The sequence below is a fragment of the Chelatococcus reniformis genome (assembly GCF_014640075.1).
GTDB lineage: Bacteria > Pseudomonadota > Alphaproteobacteria > Rhizobiales > Beijerinckiaceae > Camelimonas > Camelimonas reniformis.
The window spans coordinates 334,889-352,618 of the sequence record NZ_BMGG01000007.1 but is presented as its reverse complement, the minus strand read 5'-3'; the positions used below and the strand labels follow the sequence as shown (position 1 = coordinate 352,618).

The 17,730-nt window shown below is 66.8% G+C and carries 20 protein-coding genes and 1 tRNA gene; 12 read left to right on the top strand and 9 right to left on the bottom strand.

The window, feature by feature from the left end; all coding sequences use genetic code 11:
- Positions 1–10 precede the first annotated feature (10 nt).
- The 4 genes from IEW34_RS20300 to trxA form a co-directional block, all read right to left on the bottom strand.
- Positions 11–349, bottom strand: coding sequence for a hypothetical protein (locus tag IEW34_RS20300; protein ID WP_188611038.1), 339 nt, complete (start codon positions 347–349; stop codon positions 11–13).
- A gap of 84 nt (positions 350–433) precedes the next feature.
- Positions 434–637, bottom strand: a complete 204-nt coding sequence (locus tag IEW34_RS20295; protein ID WP_188611037.1) for a Trm112 family protein — start codon at positions 635–637, stop codon at positions 434–436.
- 49 nt (positions 638–686) lie between these two features.
- Entirely contained in the window at positions 687–1,355 is a 669-nt protein-coding gene (locus IEW34_RS20290) for an LON peptidase substrate-binding domain-containing protein (RefSeq protein ID WP_188611036.1), read from the bottom strand.
- Between the two features lie 78 nt (positions 1,356–1,433).
- Positions 1,434–2,330, bottom strand: a complete 897-nt coding sequence (trxA, locus tag IEW34_RS20285; RefSeq protein ID WP_188611035.1) for a thioredoxin — start codon at positions 2,328–2,330, stop codon at positions 1,434–1,436.
- Positions 2,331–2,705: 375 nt separating this feature from the next.
- Between trxA and IEW34_RS20280 the strand changes: the two genes are divergently transcribed.
- Both IEW34_RS20280 and IEW34_RS20275 read left to right on the top strand, forming a co-directional pair.
- Positions 2,706–2,780, top strand: a tRNA-Gly gene (locus IEW34_RS20280).
- A gap of 841 nt (positions 2,781–3,621) precedes the next feature.
- Positions 3,622–3,837, top strand: a complete 216-nt coding sequence (locus IEW34_RS20275) for a hypothetical protein (protein WP_188611034.1) — start codon at positions 3,622–3,624, stop codon at positions 3,835–3,837.
- 838 nt (positions 3,838–4,675) lie between these two features.
- Here the strand turns inward: IEW34_RS20275 and IEW34_RS20270 are convergent.
- A complete protein-coding gene (locus IEW34_RS20270; RefSeq protein ID WP_188611033.1) occupies positions 4,676–5,203 on the bottom strand; it encodes a DUF4142 domain-containing protein in 528 nt (175 codons plus the stop codon).
- 201 nt (positions 5,204–5,404) lie between these two features.
- Complete coding sequence (locus tag IEW34_RS20265) at positions 5,405–5,893, bottom strand: YciE/YciF ferroxidase family protein (RefSeq protein WP_188611032.1); 489 nt, start codon at positions 5,891–5,893, stop codon at positions 5,405–5,407.
- Between the two features lie 195 nt (positions 5,894–6,088).
- Here IEW34_RS20265 and IEW34_RS20260 point away from each other — a divergent pair, with 195 nt between their 5' ends.
- Positions 6,089–6,304, top strand: coding sequence for a hypothetical protein (locus tag IEW34_RS20260; RefSeq protein WP_188611031.1), 216 nt, complete (start codon positions 6,089–6,091; stop codon positions 6,302–6,304).
- A gap of 49 nt (positions 6,305–6,353) precedes the next feature.
- Here IEW34_RS20260 and IEW34_RS30940 read toward each other — a convergent pair whose 3' ends face one another.
- The 3 genes from IEW34_RS30940 to IEW34_RS30645 all read right to left on the bottom strand — a co-directional run bounded on the left by IEW34_RS30940 (position 6,354) and on the right by IEW34_RS30645 (position 7,484).
- Positions 6,354–6,479: a hypothetical protein gene (locus tag IEW34_RS30940; protein ID WP_280516318.1), complete on the bottom strand. Its 126-nt coding sequence runs from the start codon at positions 6,477–6,479 to the stop codon at positions 6,354–6,356.
- An 8-nt stretch (positions 6,480–6,487) separates the two neighbouring features.
- A complete protein-coding gene (locus tag IEW34_RS30650; RefSeq protein ID WP_244642116.1) occupies positions 6,488–6,811 on the bottom strand; it encodes a divalent metal cation transporter in 324 nt (107 codons plus the stop codon).
- Between the two features lie 73 nt (positions 6,812–6,884).
- Entirely contained in the window at positions 6,885–7,484 is a 600-nt protein-coding gene (locus tag IEW34_RS30645; RefSeq protein WP_505626009.1) for a divalent metal cation transporter, read from the bottom strand.
- Between the two features lie 267 nt (positions 7,485–7,751).
- Between IEW34_RS30645 and IEW34_RS20250 the strand changes: the two genes are divergently transcribed.
- From IEW34_RS20250 to IEW34_RS20210, 9 genes are read left to right on the top strand one after another with little or no spacing between them, the layout of a single operon-like run.
- Positions 7,752–9,509, top strand: coding sequence for a protein kinase family protein (locus tag IEW34_RS20250; protein ID WP_188611030.1), 1,758 nt, complete (start codon positions 7,752–7,754; stop codon positions 9,507–9,509).
- A gap of 36 nt (positions 9,510–9,545) precedes the next feature.
- Entirely contained in the window at positions 9,546–9,803 is a 258-nt protein-coding gene (locus IEW34_RS20245) for a hypothetical protein (RefSeq protein WP_188611029.1), read from the top strand.
- 12 nt (positions 9,804–9,815) lie between these two features.
- On the top strand, positions 9,816–10,922 hold the full coding sequence (locus tag IEW34_RS20240; protein ID WP_188611028.1) for an NAD-dependent epimerase/dehydratase family protein: 1,107 nt from the start codon (positions 9,816–9,818) through the stop codon (positions 10,920–10,922).
- Positions 10,919–12,007 carry an SDR family NAD(P)-dependent oxidoreductase gene (locus IEW34_RS20235; RefSeq protein WP_188611027.1) on the top strand — a complete coding sequence of 363 codons (1,089 nt, stop codon included), beginning with the start codon at positions 10,919–10,921 and terminating at the stop codon, positions 12,005–12,007. Before IEW34_RS20240 ends, IEW34_RS20235 begins: the two co-directional genes overlap by 4 nt.
- Before the next feature lie 3 nt (positions 12,008–12,010).
- A complete protein-coding gene (locus IEW34_RS20230) occupies positions 12,011–13,303 on the top strand; it encodes a TIGR04295 family B12-binding domain-containing radical SAM protein (RefSeq protein ID WP_188611026.1) in 1,293 nt (430 codons plus the stop codon).
- On the top strand, positions 13,300–14,403 hold the full coding sequence (locus IEW34_RS20225) for a glycosyltransferase family 4 protein (RefSeq protein WP_244642107.1): 1,104 nt from the start codon (positions 13,300–13,302) through the stop codon (positions 14,401–14,403). Before IEW34_RS20230 ends, IEW34_RS20225 begins: the two co-directional genes overlap by 4 nt.
- Positions 14,400–15,509 (top strand): CgeB family protein, encoded by a 1,110-nt coding sequence (locus IEW34_RS20220; RefSeq protein ID WP_188611025.1) that lies wholly within the window; start codon positions 14,400–14,402, stop codon positions 15,507–15,509. Before IEW34_RS20225 ends, IEW34_RS20220 begins: the two co-directional genes overlap by 4 nt.
- Entirely contained in the window at positions 15,506–16,600 is a 1,095-nt protein-coding gene (locus IEW34_RS20215; RefSeq protein WP_188611024.1) for a CgeB family protein, read from the top strand. The genes IEW34_RS20220 and IEW34_RS20215 overlap by 4 nt, the downstream gene beginning before the upstream one ends.
- Positions 16,600–17,700: a CgeB family protein gene (locus IEW34_RS20210; protein ID WP_188611167.1), complete on the top strand. Its 1,101-nt coding sequence runs from the start codon at positions 16,600–16,602 to the stop codon at positions 17,698–17,700. The genes IEW34_RS20215 and IEW34_RS20210 overlap by 1 nt, the downstream gene beginning before the upstream one ends.
- Positions 17,701–17,730 lie beyond the last annotated feature (30 nt).

Here is a 17,730-nt window from a genome sequence, read left to right as displayed (position 1 = left end):
CTTCGGCCGATCAGCGGCAGCGCTGCAAGGGCCCGTTCCAGCCGTCCCGGTTGATCCGGTAGCTCAGCATGCCCTTGGCGAGCCGGGCGGTGACGGTGGCCGCCTCGCGGTCCGCGCCGAAGGTGCACTGGCCGCGCCAGCGCACGGTGTTGCCTTGGCGATCGACCGACTTGAAGTCGCAGAAGAAATCCTCGCCGGAGAAGCCCATGGGACGGATGTCCACGGTCGACAGCGGCCGGCCGCACCGGCCCGGCGTCGCCCACGTGCCGACCAGGCTTTCGGCGGCAACGGCGGGGACGCACAGCCCGATCGCTATCGCGACGGCTGAGGCGCCGAGCGGCCGCACCATGATTCACCTCCCTGCCAGGGCCTCGCGATGGGCGGCGCCGCCAGATCGTCCGACAAGCGCTCCCGTGGAACGACCAGGAGCCGCTCAGTCGAGCGGACGGGCCTCGTCCGGCAGCATGATCGGGATGCCGTCGCGAATCGGATAGGCGAGCTTGGCCGGATGGCTGATCAGCTCCTGCCGCTCGGCATCATACTCCAGCGTCGCCTTGGTCAGCGGACAAACCAGCAGCTCCAGCAGCTTGGGATCGAGCCGCGTTGCTTCGGGCTGGGCGGAGGAGGTGTCGGCCATCGGGTGCTCGCTTTCGGGAGGGATGCGGTGGACGCGGCAGCGGCGCCGGCTATTGCAGCGACGTGTCGGAACTGCCGGCGTCGCGCGCCAGCTCGATCTCGGTGATGGCGATCAGCATGTCCGCCCGCGCCTTCAGATCCGGCGCCTCCAACAGCGCCTGCTTCTCCTTGGCACCGTAGGGGCTCATCATCGACAGGGCATTGACGAGGGCCTCGTTGGGCGCATTCTGCACGCCGCGCCAGTCGATCTTGAGCTGGTTGGCCTTCACGAAGGCGGCAAGCGCGGCGATCACCCCTTCGCGGTCCACCTCGTCCTCCCCCGCGCGGGCGGAGAAATCGATCGGGAACGCATAGTCCACCTTGGCCTGGCGGTAGAGCGTGGTGCCGGAGACCTCCTCGGCGACCATGAAGCGCGCGACCCCGGTGAGCGTGACGAGATAACGCCCGTCGCCGGTCTCGGCCCACTGGGTGATCCGGCCGGCGCAGCCCACCTGGTAGAGGGCGGGCGGCGGCCCGTCCGGCAGCGCTTCCTCGATCGGCTGGATGATGCCGATGAGACGGCGTCCGGCGAGCGCGTCGTCCACCATGGCGAGGTAGCGCGGCTCGAAGATGTTGAGCGGCATCTCGCCCCGCGGCAACAGCAGCGCCCCCGACAGAGGGAACAGCGGGATGGTCCTCGGGCAATCCTGAGGGCCCCGGTAGACGGCGTTCATCACCACGGCAGCCTCACCTCTCCCAATGCTGGTCGCTACCCCGCCCCGCCGCGGCGCCTCGGCACGGCTGCGTCCGCGCCCGACTCACGAGAACATCAGCGACGACAGCTTGCGCCGGCCCGTGACCGACAGCGGGTCCATAGGACCCCAGGCCTCGAACATCTGCACCAGCTGCTTGCGCGCCGCACCCTCGTTCCACGACCGGTCCGCCTTGAAGATGGCGAGCAGGTGATCGAGCGCCGCCTCGCGCTGGCCCTTGGCGGCGAGCGCCAGCGCCAGGTCGAAACGTGCCTGAAGGTCATTCGGGTCCGCCGCCACCTTGGCTTCCAACTCGCCCGTGGATCCGACCTCGGCAGCCTGCTCGGCAAGCTCGATGGCCGAACGGGCGGAGGCAATCGCCGGATGGTCCGCCTTGTCCTCCGGCGCCATGGCCAGGAAGCGCCTGGCGCCCTCCAGATCCTCCAGATCGAGGTGCAGCTTGGCCATGGCTCCGATCGCGTCGGCGTTCTCCGGGTCGTCGGCGAGGATCTCGGCATAGACCTGGGCGGCGCCGGCGGCATCGCCATTCGCTACCAGCGCTTCGGCCTCGGCCAGCAGCTCCTCGGTCGCCGTCGGCCCCAGCGGGCCAACCAGCCGCTCGATAAAGCCGCGGATCTGGGCCTCCGGCACGGCGCCCATGAAGCCATCGACCGGCTGGCCGCGCTGGAAGGCGATGACCGCGGGAATCGACTGGATGCCGAGCTGGCCGGCCACCTGGGGATGGTCGTCGATGTTCATCTTGACCAGCTTGACCTTGCCCTGGGTCGAGTCGACGACCTTTTCGAGCACCGGCGCCAGCTGCTTGCAGGGACCGCACCAGGGTGCCCAGAAGTCGACCAACACGGGCTGCCGCATCGAATCGGAGATGACGTCCTGGGTGAACGTCGCCGTAGTGACGTCCTTGACGGCGCTCGGCGGCGCGGTGGTCGTTTGTTCGAGCATATTGGCAACCCTTGGCACTGCCCTTGGCGACAGCGCATCTCGACCGGAAGTGCGATCAACATGGTGCGCGGCCAGGGCCCTGGCAATCAGCTTCTAATGCAGGATGGGCCGGGTGGCATCCGCTTTTGCGTGGCGAGCGACATCGACCACGCCGCTGGCGCCGCAGCGCCGGCTCCCACCGCGACGCCCCCCGCCATGGCGCTCCGCGGCGCCAGCGACCGCAGGCGCAAAGGCTCGCCGCTCCAGCGCCGGCCCGGCGCGCAGGTCGGCACATGCCGATTTATGCACAGCCGCCCACAAAGACCTCTTGCGTCGGCCGCCCATTTCCGGCATGAAGCGCGCCTCGGTGGCGGCGACAGCCGGCGCCGAACGGATGCGGGTGTAGCTCAGGGGTAGAGCACAACCTTGCCAAGGTTGGGGTCGAGGGTTCGAATCCCTTCGCCCGCTCCATTTCTCTTATAATAATCAAAGCGATAACGCGGCCTCGCAAGGCCGCGTTGCTGCTTACATGCGAGTTGCCTCGACCTTGTAAGCGCTGTGTAAGCACTTCAGCGAGACGCCCCGCACAATGCTGACAGTGCGAAGGGCGCGGCGCCTACATTCGCGCGGCGCATAACGCACCGTCACCCTCCGAAGGCAAAGCTCGTACGTTCGAAGCGTGTCGTATACCGCGGCAGGTGCATCTCGAACCTTGTCCCCCAAGGCTTCTTCGTGCCCGCGACCGCGGACATGACGACTCCGCTCCGAAGCGCGGTGTCGGCGTCGACCCAACACCATCCGGACCGCCCGCTCGCGATCGCGCCCTCCGATGAGCGCGGTGGCGCGGCCTCGGCTCGACTGAGTCATCGAGGATCATGGCCCGCCTTCGAACTTCGTTCCATCGCGCCGCAGCCGCCCGCGCCCGCCGCGGCCAGCGCCAGGCGCTCCTCGGTCCAGTTCGCCTGTACGAGTTCGACTTTGATGGCGGACGAGTCAGCGCTCAAGCTGCCTTTGGCGGCCCCTCCACCGCATCGTCGACATCCACGGGGACATCATCGACGCCGCTTGAGATGCTTGGCGCAAGCTCATAGCGCAACCTGCACCGCTACCTCCATCGATCACGCAAATAGCCATCGCGGGTCCCAAGGAGGGGTCGCCGAATATAAGCCGAGCCGCCTTCCGCCTGAATGAGCGGTGAGCGGCTGCTGGCTCAAGCTCGAAGAAGAGGTGTGGGGCCAGAACCATGTGCGGCGCGGCACGTTCTAGACGATGAGGTACCCGATGGCGTCGAACGAATATGTTGGAGGACCAAATGTCAGCTGGGTTCAAGCTCAGGTATCGCGACGAAGGCGGTTTGTACCAAGAGTGGCTCGCGCACATCGACAATCTCGACGTCGCGAAGGCGGCGGTGGAGAAGTTTGTCGAGCACGGCTACAAATTTGCGTTCGAGCAAGCTCTCGACCATGAGCAGATTGCTGGTCAAATTCCAGAGGGCGAGCTCAAGTTCCTACGCGTAGGAAAATACTAGAGCGTTTTCGAGCGAAGTGGACGCCGGTTCGCGTGAAGAAAACGCGACAAAACAGACACATAGAGCATTTCGACGATTAGAAGAAGCGCGGAAATGCTCTAGACGAATGTCTGGCGGGAGGCTGGCACTTCGGCGGACATCCTGTCGCATGCCATGACTTGTCGATCTCCAGCCTGGTAGCGTCACCTCGGCTGCATTTAGCTGGGGCACGCGACGGCGGGGCGACCTATGCGATGACTGCCGCCACGCTGGCTCCTTGCTCCACATCCGTGTCTGAAGCGTTCCATTCGCGACCAGGGCGTTCCACCCATCGTAAAGCGCTTTGCTCGGCGCCCGGCATGTACCGTCGCGAGTTGGCGGCAGATGGTCGATCATTCCCTCGCATGGGTACCGACGACATAGCCTACCGCGGCCGCGACAGCGATACTCAAGACAGGATTCCGACCGATCCAATCCGCGACTTCGCTCGCAACGCTCCCGGAAGGTTTGACAACCGACGTCGTCAAATCTCCGCTTTGCCGAGACGCCTGACGGCTGTTGCGGTTTGAAGCCGCCTCCCGCGGCAGACGGGAAGAATTACTTTGTTGGGCGGCATCAATCGTCTCGTTGAACGACATCGGAAGACCCTTCGGAGCTGCGTGTGATCCTATGGCAGGAACGCTGGGGTCCCGTTGTTGTTCAATCAGCGAAGTCCCTGACCGGGTCTCGACAGGCAGAAGACGCTCGCTGAAGCCAAGTCGCGGCCGAAACGGACGTCTTCGCCGCGAGCCGTGCTGAGGATGCGGCTTTGTGAACGTTAGGCTGAGGCTTACAATCGATTGTACGGGGATAGTCCCCGTCAGTTGTCGAGTTTCTTTGCCATGTCGAGGTGGTGCTCGAGTGCAGGCGCTGTCTTGGCCGCCCATTCCTTCAGAGCCGGGTTGTCGCCCCCTTTGCCATAGCGCTGGAAGAGCGAGACGGCCTCCTGGTGAGCACTGACCTGATCGTCGTGATACTGCTTCGTAAAGTCCGTGCCCTTCAAGCCCTTGAGCTTGTCCAGCTTGGCTTGATGAGCGCTGTCCAGGGCCGTCGGTGCACTTTCCTTCACCTTGCCGCTCGAGATAAGCCCCTTCAGTTCAATGCTGGTCTTCTCGTGATCCTTGATCATCTGTTCGGCGAAGGCCTTCGTCGGGCCGTCGGAACGCTCGAGCGCGAGCTTGCTCGACTCGATCTCGAACATGTCGCTGACCGCGGCCTGGCTCACGAAATCAGCGGTCTTGGGAGCGATCCCAAGCGCTGAGTTGACGCCGGACTTTTCTCCGAGCGACTGCGCAGCCAGCGGCGTTGCGACGAGCATCGCAGCCAAGGCGATCAATGGCAATTTCATGGTTTGCATCCTCCGCTTGATAAGCATCTAACGACGCCGGGCGGTAGAAGGTCGGGCAATCCGCCGCCCTATTCTGGAGATGATTGTCCAGTCGAAGTTCCCTCGCACACGTGCGGGACCGACCGGAGCATATGATAAGCTTGCGATCGAAGACGAACGGTCAAATGGCGGCTCACATTGTCTGAATATCCGACTATTCGCTCATGCAGCCTTTGCGTTTATGGCCTCTTCGGCGAGTTCAGACAGGATGCTATCCGTGTTCTCTTCCTCGATCAGGGTGTCGGTGAGCGGCGCCTCGACATCCTTGAGCGCCAGTTGCCTCGCCCAGGCGAGCAGCGTGCCGTATCGCGTAATCTCGTAGTGCTCGACCGCCTGCGCCGCCGCGATCAGCCCGGCGTCGAGCGCCTCACCGGCGCCGAACTCCCGGATCATTTCCTCGCCTTCGCCCAGGATGCCTGCCATAGCCTTGCATTCCACCGCTTGCGGCTTCTCACCCAGGGTGCGGAAGATGCCTTCGAGCCGCGTCACCTGAGTCTTGGTCTCCTCCAGGTGGACGCCGAAGGCGCCGCGCAGCTCGTCGGAACGGGCCGCTTCAGCCATCTTGGGCAGGGCCTTCACGATCGCTTGCTCGGCCGCATACGTGTCGTTGAGCTGGTGCAGGAACAAGGCCTTGAGATCTGGCTGGGGCATGGCGAACTCCTGGGACGGTTGGCTGTCTCAAGAAGCCGCAAGCGCGCCATTCGTTCCGTCGAGATCAAGCGCGCGGCGCACGTGCTGTGCGCGCCGGCCCGAATGCATGGAAACCGGAGGCCAGGCCCTGACGACCAGCCGAGTGGAACCGGCGGTGGTGCTCGCTGTTGCCTTGGATCAGCGAGGAGCACACTCATGGCCAAGACGCCCCATTCCCGTCCGACCAGCGAACAGCTTCGCCATCAGATCGACAGCGGCAAGACCGGCGACAAGGTGCCGGGCAGCGATCCCGCCGCCGCCCCCTTGGGCACGGATGATGAAGCCGGCGGCCATCCGAACACCGACGAGCAGATCGGTCGTGCCCAGGCCCAAGAGACTTCGCGCGACCTGCGCTCGCCCAAGCGAAACTGAGAGCCGGCGGCTTGCCAGGCGACGAACAGCGTCGAGCCTCAGCCGAGCTTCAGATCAACCAGGTGGCGCATAGTCCGGCGCTAGCGAGAAAGATCACCCCGGTCGTCAGCCACCCCAGGACGTTGGTGCCGCGGCCGTTGACGTTGTCGCCCATGATGCGGTGATTGTTGGTCATCAGCATCTTCAGCAAAAGAGTGGCGGCGTCGAGAAGCCCTGAACGATGCCGGACCAGACGAGTGCCTTGATCGGATTGAAGCCAAGAAAGTTGAGAGCTACGCCGATGAAGGTGAAGGCGCCGATCGCCAGGTAGAAGCGCGGCGCCTCGCGGAAGGTGGCATGCAGGCTGTGGCGCCATCCGAGAGCCTGGCAAAGGTCATAGGCGGCGCCGGTCGTCATGACGGGCGCCGCCAAGAAGCCGACGCCGATCACCCCGGCGGCAAACAGCATCGCAGGGGCGTCGCCCGCGAGGGGACGGAGCGCCTCGGCGGCCTGCGCCGCCGTGTCGATCTCATGCTGGCCTGTCTTGTACAGGGTGAGGCAGTCGCCAGGATGATGAAATACATGACGAGGTTCGAGGACGTCATGCCGATGATAATATCCCTTCGGCTGCGCCGCAGCTCGGCGTCCGTCGCGCCCTTCCGTTGCGAGGCCGTGGGCTGCCCCTCCGAGATCTTCTCCTCGACCTCCTCATTGGACTGCCAGGTATAAAGCTAGGCCGACAGCGTCGTGCCGATGATCGCCACGGGGATCGACAAGAACTCGCGGCTGAACTCCACGTGGGAAGGAGCGTGCCGCGGAGCACGGCCATGGCGTCCGGCTTGGCGAGGATGGCGGCGCCCACATAGGCCAGCAGCGCCAGCGCCAGCCAGCGAAACAAATTGCGGATGAGCGTGTAGGACCCGAATATTTGCAGCACGAACAAGGCGATCGCGACCACCGCGACGATCAGCGGAATCGGCAGCGGCACGAACAGATTGATGGCGGCCGCCATCCCGCCGAGATCGGCGGCGGCCTCGACCGTGTTGCCGATCAGAACGCCGATCAACACCCTCCACAGGAGCCAGCGATAAAAGTCCTTGATGACGTGGAAGAGGCCGCGGCCCGATACTTGCCCGAGCTTCGACGACAGGTACACGACGACATACATCATCGGCAGTGTGACCGGCGCGGTCCACAGGATGTCAGGCCCGAAGCGGGCCCCCGCACTGGCATAGGTGCCGATGGCCGAGGGGTCGTCGTCGCGCCGGTGATCAGTCCGAGGCCGAGCGCACGGCCCAGGCCGCCGCGCTTGCTCTGTTGCGATGCTTGTTCGCGGGACGGAGGGGGCTGACGCGATCCGGACACGGGCAGCAAATTAGGTGGCCTGATCATCGTTCCCGATCCGGAGGGGCGAGCGCGGCTGCCTGACGCTCCCCTCGACGGAACTTTCCCCCGGATCCTTCCTTTCGTGCTGATGCTGGTGTTCGGTGATCGCGAGCGGACGGTTGAACCCCGTGCGGAATTGGCACGCCTGCAGGTTGCATGCGAACGCCTGGAGCGCCTGGAACCAGGAAACCGTTCGCATGCGGCGCTTGTTGCCATTTTCATCGATGTGGCCGAGCTCAGCCAGGGCCTTGTCGACGCCGAGTTCGCTCGAGCGGGAACCGACCGATTGACGCTTCGGGGGTGTTCGGGTGCAGAAGTGCTTCGGGCCTTGGCCGGCGCCGTCATTCGCTCCGGAGACAGCAGGGTCACACCCATGGATGCCGCCCGCAGCGCCATGCGCCAGCTCGCGGCCATGCCTCTACCCGGCGCCGTCGCCTGCCGCCGGCAGGAGGGCTTTGCCTTCTACGCCGTCTACCCCGAAGCCTATGTCGCTGCCGCCCGCCGGCTCGGGGAGTGCCCGGGCGCCGTGATCGGCATTCGCAGCATCGGCATCGGCTTGGCTGCCATCGTCAGCGCGGCCACCGCCGCGCCGTTCATGGTCTCCGTGCGTCCCATCGGCCCCCCGTTCGCGCGCAGGCTGGCGCTGGCCCCCGAACTTCAGAGGCGCCTTGCCGCCTGTACCGGGCAGCCGGTTGCCGTGGTCGACGAAGGCCCGGGGTTATCGGGCAGCTCATTCTTGGCTGTCGGCAGAGCTCTCCGCAGTCTTGGATGCCCGGCGCGCCGCGTGCACTTCTTTCCGTCTCATGGCGGCTTGCCGGGCGCCGCGGCAAGCGACGCCGACCGGGCTGCGTGGCAGCACGCTCCGCGCCACGTCGCGAGCTTCGAGGATGTGGTGTTGCCGCATCTGGCCTCCTGGGTTGCCGACCTCACAGGCCCGGCCGTCGAGCCGCTGGAGGACATGAGCGCAGGCGAATGGCGGCGCCATCACCCCCTTGGCGCACGGCTCCCGGCACAGCCGATGTGGGAGCGTCGCAAGTATCTGCTGCGCAGTGAGCGCGGACGATTTCTGCTGCGCTTTGCCGGGCTCGGCCGGTATGGCGAGGCGGTCCATCGGCGCGCACGTGTCCTCGCCGAAGCCGGCCTCTCACCCCCTGTCCTGGGGCTGCGCTACGGCTTTCTTGTCGAGGAGTGGATCGAGGACGCCCGAATGGCCGGTGCCGGGCAGGAGCGTGCCGGCTTTCTGGCACACGTGGCAGCTTACCTCGCGTTTCGGGCCCAACGGCTGCCCGCCACGCCGGATCGTGGGGCGTCGCTCGACGAACTCGCCCGTATGCTGGTTCACAACGCCTCGGAAGCGCTCGAACAGCCGCTGCCGGAGGCGCCGTGGCTGTCCTGGGCTCGCATGCTGGAGCCACGCGTTCGCCGGATCGAGACCGACGGCCGCCTGCATCGCTGGGAATGGCTCTGCACACGCGACGGCCGGGTGCTGAAGTGCGATGGCTACGACCATTGCGATGGGCATGACATCGTCGGGTGCCAAGACGTCGCCTGGGACGTGACCGGCGCCGTTCACGAGCTGGATCTCACGCGTTCCGAACTCCTCGTGGTCCTCGAGCGACTTGGCGCGCACGGCGTGTCGGTTGACCTCGACCTCCTCCGCTTCCTCTGGCCCTGCTACCTCGCCTTTCAGCTTGGCTGCATCGGCCGATCGGATCCGGGCTCGCGCAACGGAAAGTGGTCCGACAATGCTCTAGCCCAAGAACATGGCAGGTATACAGCCCAGCTGAAGAAAATAATTTGCGCTCCATGCGGAAGATATTCTTCGGAACCTACTTTGTAGCTCACCGTTCTCTGATCTGACGAACGGAGTTCGCCCATGTCGCAAGGAAAGACGACAACCGATCACGGCACCATTCGCAAGTGGGCGGAAGCCCGCGGCGGCAAGCCCGCGAGGGTAAAAGGGACGGGGAAAAAAGATGATCCCGGACTCCTTCGAATCGACTGTGAGAAACCTGAAGAGAGCCTCGAATACATCTCGTGGGATGATTTCTTCGAGAAATTTGAGGAAAAGAAACTGGCTTTCCTCTATCAGGACGAGCCGGACAGCCGCTTCAGCAAGCTTGTCCACCGCTAAATTGCCGAGGCCATGATGGAGACTGTTCTCATCACCGGTGGCGCCGGATTCATCGGCCGCCACCTCGCCCAGGCTTTGCTTCAGCGCGGCTATCGGGTGCGCATGCTCGACAGCCTGATCGAGCAGGTGCATCAGGGTAGGGCGGCGCCAGCCCAGCTCCCGGCAGAGGTCGAATTCCAGCAGGGCGATGTGCGCGACGGCAATGCGGTCGGCCGTGCGCTCCGAGGGGCCGACGCACTCATCCATCTGGCTGCCGAAGTCGGCGTCGGCCAGAGCATGTACGCCATCGACCGTTATGTCGCCGTGAACGATCTCGGCACCGCGGTCGTGTTCCAGCAGCTCATCGAGCGGCCGGTACGTCGGGTGGTCGTCGCCTCGTCCATGAGCATTTATGGGGAAGGCCTGTACCGGACCGTCGATGGCGAGCCAGTGGAGGATGCCGAGCGGACCGCCACGGTCTCGACCACGTGGGACCCGGTGGATGAACAGGGGCGGCCGTTGCAGCCCGTCCCGACCCCCGAGTGGAAGCGCCCTGCGCTCGCCTCCGTCTATGCGCTGACCAAGTACGTTCAGGAGCGTCTCACCCTCAACATCTGCGGGGCGTACGGCATGCAGGGTGTGGCTCTGCGGCTGTTCAACGTCTACGGGCCGGGTCAGGCGCTCTCCAATCCGTACACGGGCGTCCTGGCGATCTTCGCCTCACGGCTCCTCAACGGTAAGGCGCCGCTGGTCTTCGAGGACGGGCGCCAACGCCGGGATTTCGTGCACGTCTCGGACGTGGCGCGCGCGTTTATCGCCGCCCTGGAGCATCCGGCGGCCCCCGGGGGCGTGTTCAACGTCGGTAGCGGCCACGAACTCTCGATCGCCGAGGTGGCGAGATCTCTGGCCTCGGCCATGGGCCGCGACACGGCCGCCGAGGTCACGGGGAAGGCCCGCACCGGCGACATTCGACACTGCTTTGCCGATATCGGCAAAGCAGAGCGAGAGCTCGGCTTCCGTCCGGTCATGAATTTCGAGGCCGGCCTCGCGGAACTCGCGCAATGGGTGGCCCAGCAGGAGGCGGTGGACCGAGCCGACGACGCTCGCCGCGAGCTCGAATTGCGCGGACTGGTGGCATGAGCCCGCCAGCGGTCGTTGGCCTTCGGCCCATCCTGGTGACGGGCGGTGCCGGCTTCATCGGCTCCAACCTGGTCGATCGGCTGGCGCGCGAGGGCGAGCACGTGCTGATCCTCGACGATCTGTCGCGCGCCGGCGTCGACCGCAACGTCGCATGGCTCCAGGCCCGGCATGGCGACCGGGTATCACTGCTCGTCGGCGACGTGCGCGACGGCAGCACCATTGCCGGGGTCGTCAAGCAGGCTTCGGCGATTTTTCACTTCGCAGCGCAGGTCGCGGTGACCACCAGCTTGCGGGAGCCCGTTGAGGACTTTGCGATCAACGTCGCGGCGACGCTCGGGCTGCTGGAAGCGGTTCGCCTCAGGGGCGGCGATATCCCGGTCATCTTCGCGAGCACCAATAAGGTCTACGGCGACCTGGCCGATCTGCCCCTCGCCGTCCGCGACGATGCCTATCTGCCCGCGGACGACATCCTGCGCGGCCGCGGCATCTCGGAACAGCAACCGCTCGATTTCCATACGCCCTATGGCTGCTCAAAGGGGGCAGCGGAGCAGTATGTGCTGGACTATGCCCGCTCCTTCGGCCTCCCGGCCGCGGTCATGCGCATGAGTTGTATCTACGGGCCGCGGCAGATGGGCACGGAAGACCAGGGCTGGGTCGCCCACTTCATGCTGCGCATTCTCGCCGGAGAGCCGATCAGCATCTATGGCGACGGCCGCCAGGTGCGGGATGTACTGTTCGTGGACGACGCCGTGGAGGCCTATATCCGGGCGTGGCGCGCGGCCGCGCGCATCGCCGGCCGCGCCTTCAACCTGGGCGGCGGCCCCCTGAACGCCGTGAGCCTCCGGCAGGTGCTCGCTCACGCCGAGCAACTCCTTGGCTGCCGGGCCGAGCTCTCGTTCCACCCGACGCGGGCCGGCGATCAACGCTATTACGTGTCCGACATCCGGCGGGTTACGCGCGAACTCGCGCTGCCGCCTCCGCTGGCCTGGCAGGCGGGCCTCGCGCGCCTGGCGCAATGGCTGCGGGACGAGCACGGCATTCGCCCGTCGCCCGCGACCCCCGTTCTGCAAACGGCGGGAGCTTGAGCCATGCGCGTCGCCCTCGTCAATCCCACCTGGCGCTTCGATCGCTCGATCTATTTCGGCTGCCGGGAACCGCATCTGCCGCTCGAGCTCGGCGCTGCGAAGGTGCTGTTGGAATGCGCGGGCCACGACGTCCTGCTGGCCGACGGCCACATCACCGATACGCCCATGGCGGCGCTGGCCGACGAGGTGGCCGCCTTCGCGCCCGACATGACCGTGGTCACCACGGCGCCATCCTATCTGTTCTGGCGCTGCGCCCCGCCGGAGCTGCGGATTCCCCGGGAGTTCTTGCTCGCGCTGGACGGACGAGGCGGCCGGACGGTGGCGGTCGGCCCGCACGGCTCCGTGACCCCGCAGACGACGCGGCAAAAGCTCGGTGTCGACGTGGTCGTGCGCGGCGAGTGCGAGGAGGCGATCGTCGAACTCGCCGCCGGCAGGAATTGGGGCTCGATCCCAGGCTTGTGCCTGGCCGACGCGGGCCAAGATGTCGTCACCGGCGGGCCGCGGAGCGCCACCTTTACCGACCTCCCTGCGCTGACCTGGCCCGAGGCCTGGGTGCAGCGCCATCATCACCATCATCACCGCTTCGAGGCTGCACCGGACGGCCCCGGCGCCGAGGTCGAAGCCTCGCGGGGTTGTCCGTATGCGTGCAGTTTCTGCGCCAAGATCGATTTTCGCGACCGGTATCGCCGGCGTTCGCTCGGAGCACTGGTGGAAGAGATCGACGGTCTTCTCGCGCAGGGAGCCGTCTATCTGTACTTCATCGACGAGATATTCCTGCCCCAGAAGCCGCTGCTCGAAGCGCTGGTCGCGCGGCAGGTGCCCTTCGGCGTCCAGACGCGCATCGACCTGTGGAAGCCCGACATGCTCGACCTCCTGGGCGCGGCGCGGTGCGTGTCGATCGAGGCGGGCGTGGAAAGCCTGACCGTGGAAGGGCGTGCAGCGCTCGACAAGAACTGCCGCATGAGCACGGACGAACTGGCGGAACGATTGATCTATGCGCGGCGGCGGGTGCCCTTCGTCCAGGCGAACCTGATCAAACTTGCCGACGACGACGCCGGGCTCGTCGCGGATTGGCGTGCGCGGCTCGAGGGCGCAGGCGTATGGGCTAACGATCCTGTGCCACTCTATCCCTACCCGTCTTCACCGGACTATCGCCGCATGTGGGGCATGCCCGATGGCCGCGCCTGGGAGCGCGCGCACGAGCATTACCTGCGGCAGTTCGACCGCTTCAGCGACATCCAGGAGGAGCATCCGCTGCCGCTGCCGGAACTGGAGGCCGCATGCGAGCGAGCGTGAGGCCAATCAAGCTCATGATGACCGCGGATGCGGTGGGCGGCGTGTTCACCTATGCGCTGGACCTTGCAGCAGGACTTGCGCCGCATGGCATCGAGACGACGCTGGTCGTGCTGGGGCCGGCGATGAATGCCGCGCAGCGGGCCGCCGCCAGCAGTGTGCCGGGCTTGGCCGTGATCCAGAGCGGCCTGCCTCTCGACTGGCTGGCCGCAGACGAAGCCGGGCTTACCGCCGCGGCCGCGGCGGTCGCCGCCATCGCCGCGCGGGCGGAGGCCGACCTCGTCCACCTCAACACGCCGGCCCTGGCAGTTGCCAGCTATGCCGTTCCGGTGGTCGCGGCGGCGCACTCCTGCGTGGCGAGCTGGTGGGCCGCGGTGAGGGGCGGAGAGCTGCCGGATGATTTCGTATGGCGCACGCGAGCCATGGCGCGCGGGCTCGGTGCGGCCGACGCCGTGGTTTGTCCGAGCCGAACCTATGCGGAGACGCTGAGCGCGACCTATGCGGTGGCGGCGACCGCCGTGCACAACGGCCGGGCTGGACCACCGGCCGTCGGAGCGGACGCTCCCCTTGCCCAGGCGTTCACGGCCGGGCGGCTGTGGGACGAGGGCAAGAACATCGGCGTGCTTGATGCCGCCGCTGCCCTGACGGGCGTGCGCATCGCAGCGGCGGGTCCGCTCGATGGCCCGGACGGCACGCACACGGGGCTGCTGAACGTACATCGGATGGGCGTCCTGAGCGATCCTCAGATCCGCGGCTATCTGGCGGCCAAGCCGATCTTTGTCTCCACAGCGCGCTACGAGCCATTCGGCTTGGCGGTGCTTGAGGCCGCGCAGGCGGGCTGTCCACTGGTCCTGTCCGATATTCCCACTTTCCGCGAGCTGTGGAGCGGAGCCGCTCTGTTCACTCCTGTGGACGACCCCGCCGCCGTCGCTGCGGCCCTCGACGCGCTGGCTGCCGATCGAGGCAAGCGCGTGCGCATGGGCGAGGCGGCGCGAGCGCGGGCCGGCCGCTACAGCGTCGAGGCCATGGCAGCGGGCCTGGTCGAAATCTACCGCCGGGTGCACCCCAATCTCGCCCTCGATATCCGGGAGACGGCAGCGTGAAGATCGCCTACTTCACCCAGTCGCTGCTGTCGTGCTGGAACCACGGAAACGCCCACTTTCTGAGGGGGGTGCTGAGCGAACTGTCGGCCGCAGGGCACCAGGTGCGCGCGCATGAGCCGGCCGCGCCGTGGAGCCTGACGAACCTTTTGGCCGATCATGGGGAGGACGGACTTGCACCGTTCCGGCACCTCTATCCGGAGCTGGTGACGACGCCGTTCACCACGGTTGGCGATGTCGATGCGGCCCTCGACGGCGCCGATCTCGTCGTTGTGCACGAGTGGAACGAGCCGTGGCTCGTCGCCCACATCGGCAGGGTGCGGCGGTCGGGCGGCCGCTTTCTGCTGCTCTTCCACGATACCCACCATCGCGCGGTCAGCGATCCGGCGGCGATACGCACCTTCGACCTCACCGCCTATGACGGCGTGCTCGCCTTCGGCCGCACCTTGGCCGACGTTTATGCGCGCTGGGGCTGGGAAGACCGGGTCTTCGTCTGGCACGAAGCCGCGGATGTCCGTCGCTTCCGCCCGCCGGCGGAGGAAGGCCCGCGCGACGGCCTGGTCTGGATCGGCAATTGGGGCGACGGCGAGCGCTCCGCCGAGCTGGAGCAGTTTCTGCTGCGCCCGGCGGCTGCCGCCGATCTGCCCCTCGACGTTTACGGGGTGCGCTACCCTGATGAAGCGCAGCATCTGCTCGCCCGCCATGGCGCACGCTTTCGCGGCTGGCTCCCGAACGCCTGCGCGCCCGAGGTCTTCGCGCGTCATCTGGCGACGGTGCATGTGCCGCGGCGCTTCTACGCCTCGATACTGCCGGGCATTCCAACCATCCGCGTTTTCGAGGCGCTGGCCTGCGGCATTCCGCTGGTGTCCGCACCGTGGAGCGACAGCGAAGGGCTGTTCACACCCGGCAAGGACTATCTGGTTGCCGCCAGCGAAGCCGAGATGACACGGCACCTGAAGACTTTGCGCGGCGACGCGGCCCTGCGCACCCAGCTCGCGGCCGCGGGCCTCGCCACCATTCGCAACCGGCATACCTGCGCCCATCGCGCCGGCGAGCTGCTGGAGATTGCCGGCCGGCTCGCCTCAGCCCCCGTGGAGAGCGCCGCATGAACATCGCCTTCTATGGTTCCAGCCTGCTGTCGTCCTACTGGAACGGTGCTGCCACCTATTATCGGGGGCTCCTTCGGGATCTGGCCGGGCGCGGCTATCGCGTGGTCTTCTACGAGCCCGACGCCTTCGACCGGCAGCAGCATAGGGACATGGACGCGCCCGAGTGGGCCGAAGTGGTGGTGTATCCCGCCAGTGAAGAGGGGCTGCGCCGGGTGATCGCCGAGGCAGCGAAGGCAGACGTCGTCATTAAGGCGAGCGGCGTCGGCGTCTTCGACGACGAGCTGCTCGGCGGGCTGGTCGCTGCCTCGCAGCCGCATGCCATCCGCATCTTCTGGGACGTCGACGCACCGGCCACCCTGGCTGAACTCGCCCGGGCGCCCGACCATCCGCTGCACCGGGCGTTTCCCGCCTTGGACCTGGTGCTGACTTACGGAGGCGGCGATCCCGTCGTGGCCGCCTACGAGGCCTTGGGCGCCGCGCGCTGCGTACCGATCTACAACGCGCTCGATCCCACGACCCATGGGCCGGCCGCGCCCGATCCGCGCTTTGCCTGCGATCTCGCCTTTCTCGGCAACCGGCTGCCGGACCGCGAAGCCCGCGTCACGCAATTCTTCCTGGTGCCGGCGGCGCGGCTGCCGCAGCGCTCGTTCCTCATTGGTGGCAACGGCTGGGAAAGCCGCGCCATGCCGGCCAACGTGCGCCACCTCGGCCATGTCTACACGCACGAGCACAACGCCTTCAACGCGACGCCGCTGGCCGTACTCAACATCGCTCGCGACAGCATGGCCCATGTCGGCTTCTCCCCGGCCACCCGCGTGTTCGAGGCAACGGGTGCCGCCGCTTGCCTGATCACGGATGCCTGGGAGGGAATCGAGCTGTTTCTGGCGCCCGGCGAGGAGGTGCTGGTGGCGCGCGACGGCCGCGACGTGGCCGAGCACCTGGAGGGACTGTCGGCGCACCGTGCCCGCGCCATCGGCGAGGCCGCCCGCCGGCGCGTCCTGGCCGAGCACACCTACGCCCGGCGCGGCGCGAAGGTCGATGCGATCCTCACCGAGACGGCGGCCCGCAAGCGGGAAAGGGCGGTGGCATGATGCCGTATAAGCCGCTCGACCTCGTCGTCTTCGGCCTCAGCCTGTCCTCGTCATGGGGCAACGGCCACGCGACGACCTTCCGCGCGCTGCTCAAGGCGTGGTCGCGGCGCGGTCATCGCGCCGTGTTCTTGGAGCGCGACCAGCCCTGGTATGCGGAGCACCGCGATCTGGTTGCCCCGGACTTCTGTCGGCTGGTGCTCTACGACGGCGTGGAGGAGTTGGAGCTCTATCGAAAGACCGTCGCGCAGGCCGACGTGGTCATGGTCGGCTCCTACGTATCCGATGGTGCAGCCGTCGGCCGCTTCGTGCAGCAGCATGCCCGGGGTGCGACGGCCTTCTACGACATCGATACGCCGGTCACCCTAGAGGCCTTGGGCCGGGGCCGCTGCGACTACCTCGATGCGGAGCTCATCCCCGGCTTCGACCTCTATCTTTCGTTCACCGGGGGGCCGACCCTCGACCTCCTCGAGCAGCGCTACGGATCGCCCGCTGCACGGCCGTTCTACTGCAGCGTCGATGCCGGCACCTATCACCCGTCGGGTGGCCCGCCTCGCTACGATCTCGGCTATCTCGGGACCTATTCGCCCGATCGGCAGCCGTCGCTGGAGCGCCTGCTGATCGAGCCTGCGAGGCAGGCGTCGCACCTGTCGTTCATCGTCGCTGGCCCGCAATACCCGGCGGACATCCCGTGGCCAGCCAATGTGCACCGCGTCGACCACGTGCCTCCGGCGCGCCATGCGGAGTTCTACGGCGCCTGTCGCTTCACCCTGAACGTGACCCGTGCTGACATGATCCGCGCCGGCTTCAGCCCCAGCGTGCGCCTCTTCGAGGCCGCGGCCTGTGCGACGCCCATCATTTCGGATGTGTGGGACGGCCTCGACACCTTCCTCACTCCCCCGGGCGAGATCGCCTTCGCGGCGGCGGCGGGCGACGTGCTGCGGCTCCTCCTGGAGACATCCGAGGAGGAGCGTCTGAGCATGGGACGGCGGGCACGCAGGCGCATTTTGGCGGCCCACACGGCGGCGCATCGCGCGGCCGAGCTCGAAGCCTACGTGCGCGCGGTGCAGCCCGTGCCGGCCCGTGCCGCGGTGCTTGCCTGAGTTGATATGCGTTCGCCGCGCTCAGTGCGG

Excerpts from the sequence above, each read along its gene's own strand:
- IEW34_RS20210 (WP_188611167.1), top strand. The coding sequence starts at position 16,600 with ATGCCGTATAAGCCGCTCGACCTCGTCGTCTTCGGCCTCAGCCTGTCC.
- IEW34_RS20240 (WP_188611028.1), top strand. The coding sequence starts at position 9,816 with ATGATGGAGACTGTTCTCATCACCGGTGGCGCCGGATTCATCGGCCGC.
- IEW34_RS20260 (WP_188611031.1), top strand. The coding sequence starts at position 6,089 with ATGGCCAAGACGCCCCATTCCCGTCCGACCAGCGAACAGCTTCGCCAT.
- IEW34_RS20235 (WP_188611027.1), top strand. The coding sequence starts at position 10,919 with ATGAGCCCGCCAGCGGTCGTTGGCCTTCGGCCCATCCTGGTGACGGGC.
- IEW34_RS20275 (WP_188611034.1), top strand. The coding sequence starts at position 3,622 with ATGTCAGCTGGGTTCAAGCTCAGGTATCGCGACGAAGGCGGTTTGTAC.
- IEW34_RS20230 (WP_188611026.1), top strand. The coding sequence starts at position 12,011 with ATGCGCGTCGCCCTCGTCAATCCCACCTGGCGCTTCGATCGCTCGATC.
- IEW34_RS20295 (WP_188611037.1), bottom strand. The coding sequence starts at position 637 with ATGGCCGACACCTCCTCCGCCCAGCCCGAAGCAACGCGGCTCGATCCC.
- IEW34_RS20245 (WP_188611029.1), top strand. The coding sequence starts at position 9,546 with ATGTCGCAAGGAAAGACGACAACCGATCACGGCACCATTCGCAAGTGG.
- IEW34_RS20265 (WP_188611032.1), bottom strand. The coding sequence starts at position 5,893 with ATGCCCCAGCCAGATCTCAAGGCCTTGTTCCTGCACCAGCTCAACGAC.
- IEW34_RS20300 (WP_188611038.1), bottom strand. The coding sequence starts at position 349 with ATGGTGCGGCCGCTCGGCGCCTCAGCCGTCGCGATAGCGATCGGGCTG.
- IEW34_RS20215 (WP_188611024.1), top strand. The coding sequence starts at position 15,506 with ATGAACATCGCCTTCTATGGTTCCAGCCTGCTGTCGTCCTACTGGAAC.
- trxA (WP_188611035.1), bottom strand. The coding sequence starts at position 2,330 with ATGCTCGAACAAACGACCACCGCGCCGCCGAGCGCCGTCAAGGACGTC.
- IEW34_RS20270 (WP_188611033.1), bottom strand. The coding sequence starts at position 5,203 with ATGAAATTGCCATTGATCGCCTTGGCTGCGATGCTCGTCGCAACGCCG.
- IEW34_RS30940 (WP_280516318.1), bottom strand. The coding sequence starts at position 6,479 with ATGACCAACAATCACCGCATCATGGGCGACAACGTCAACGGCCGCGGC.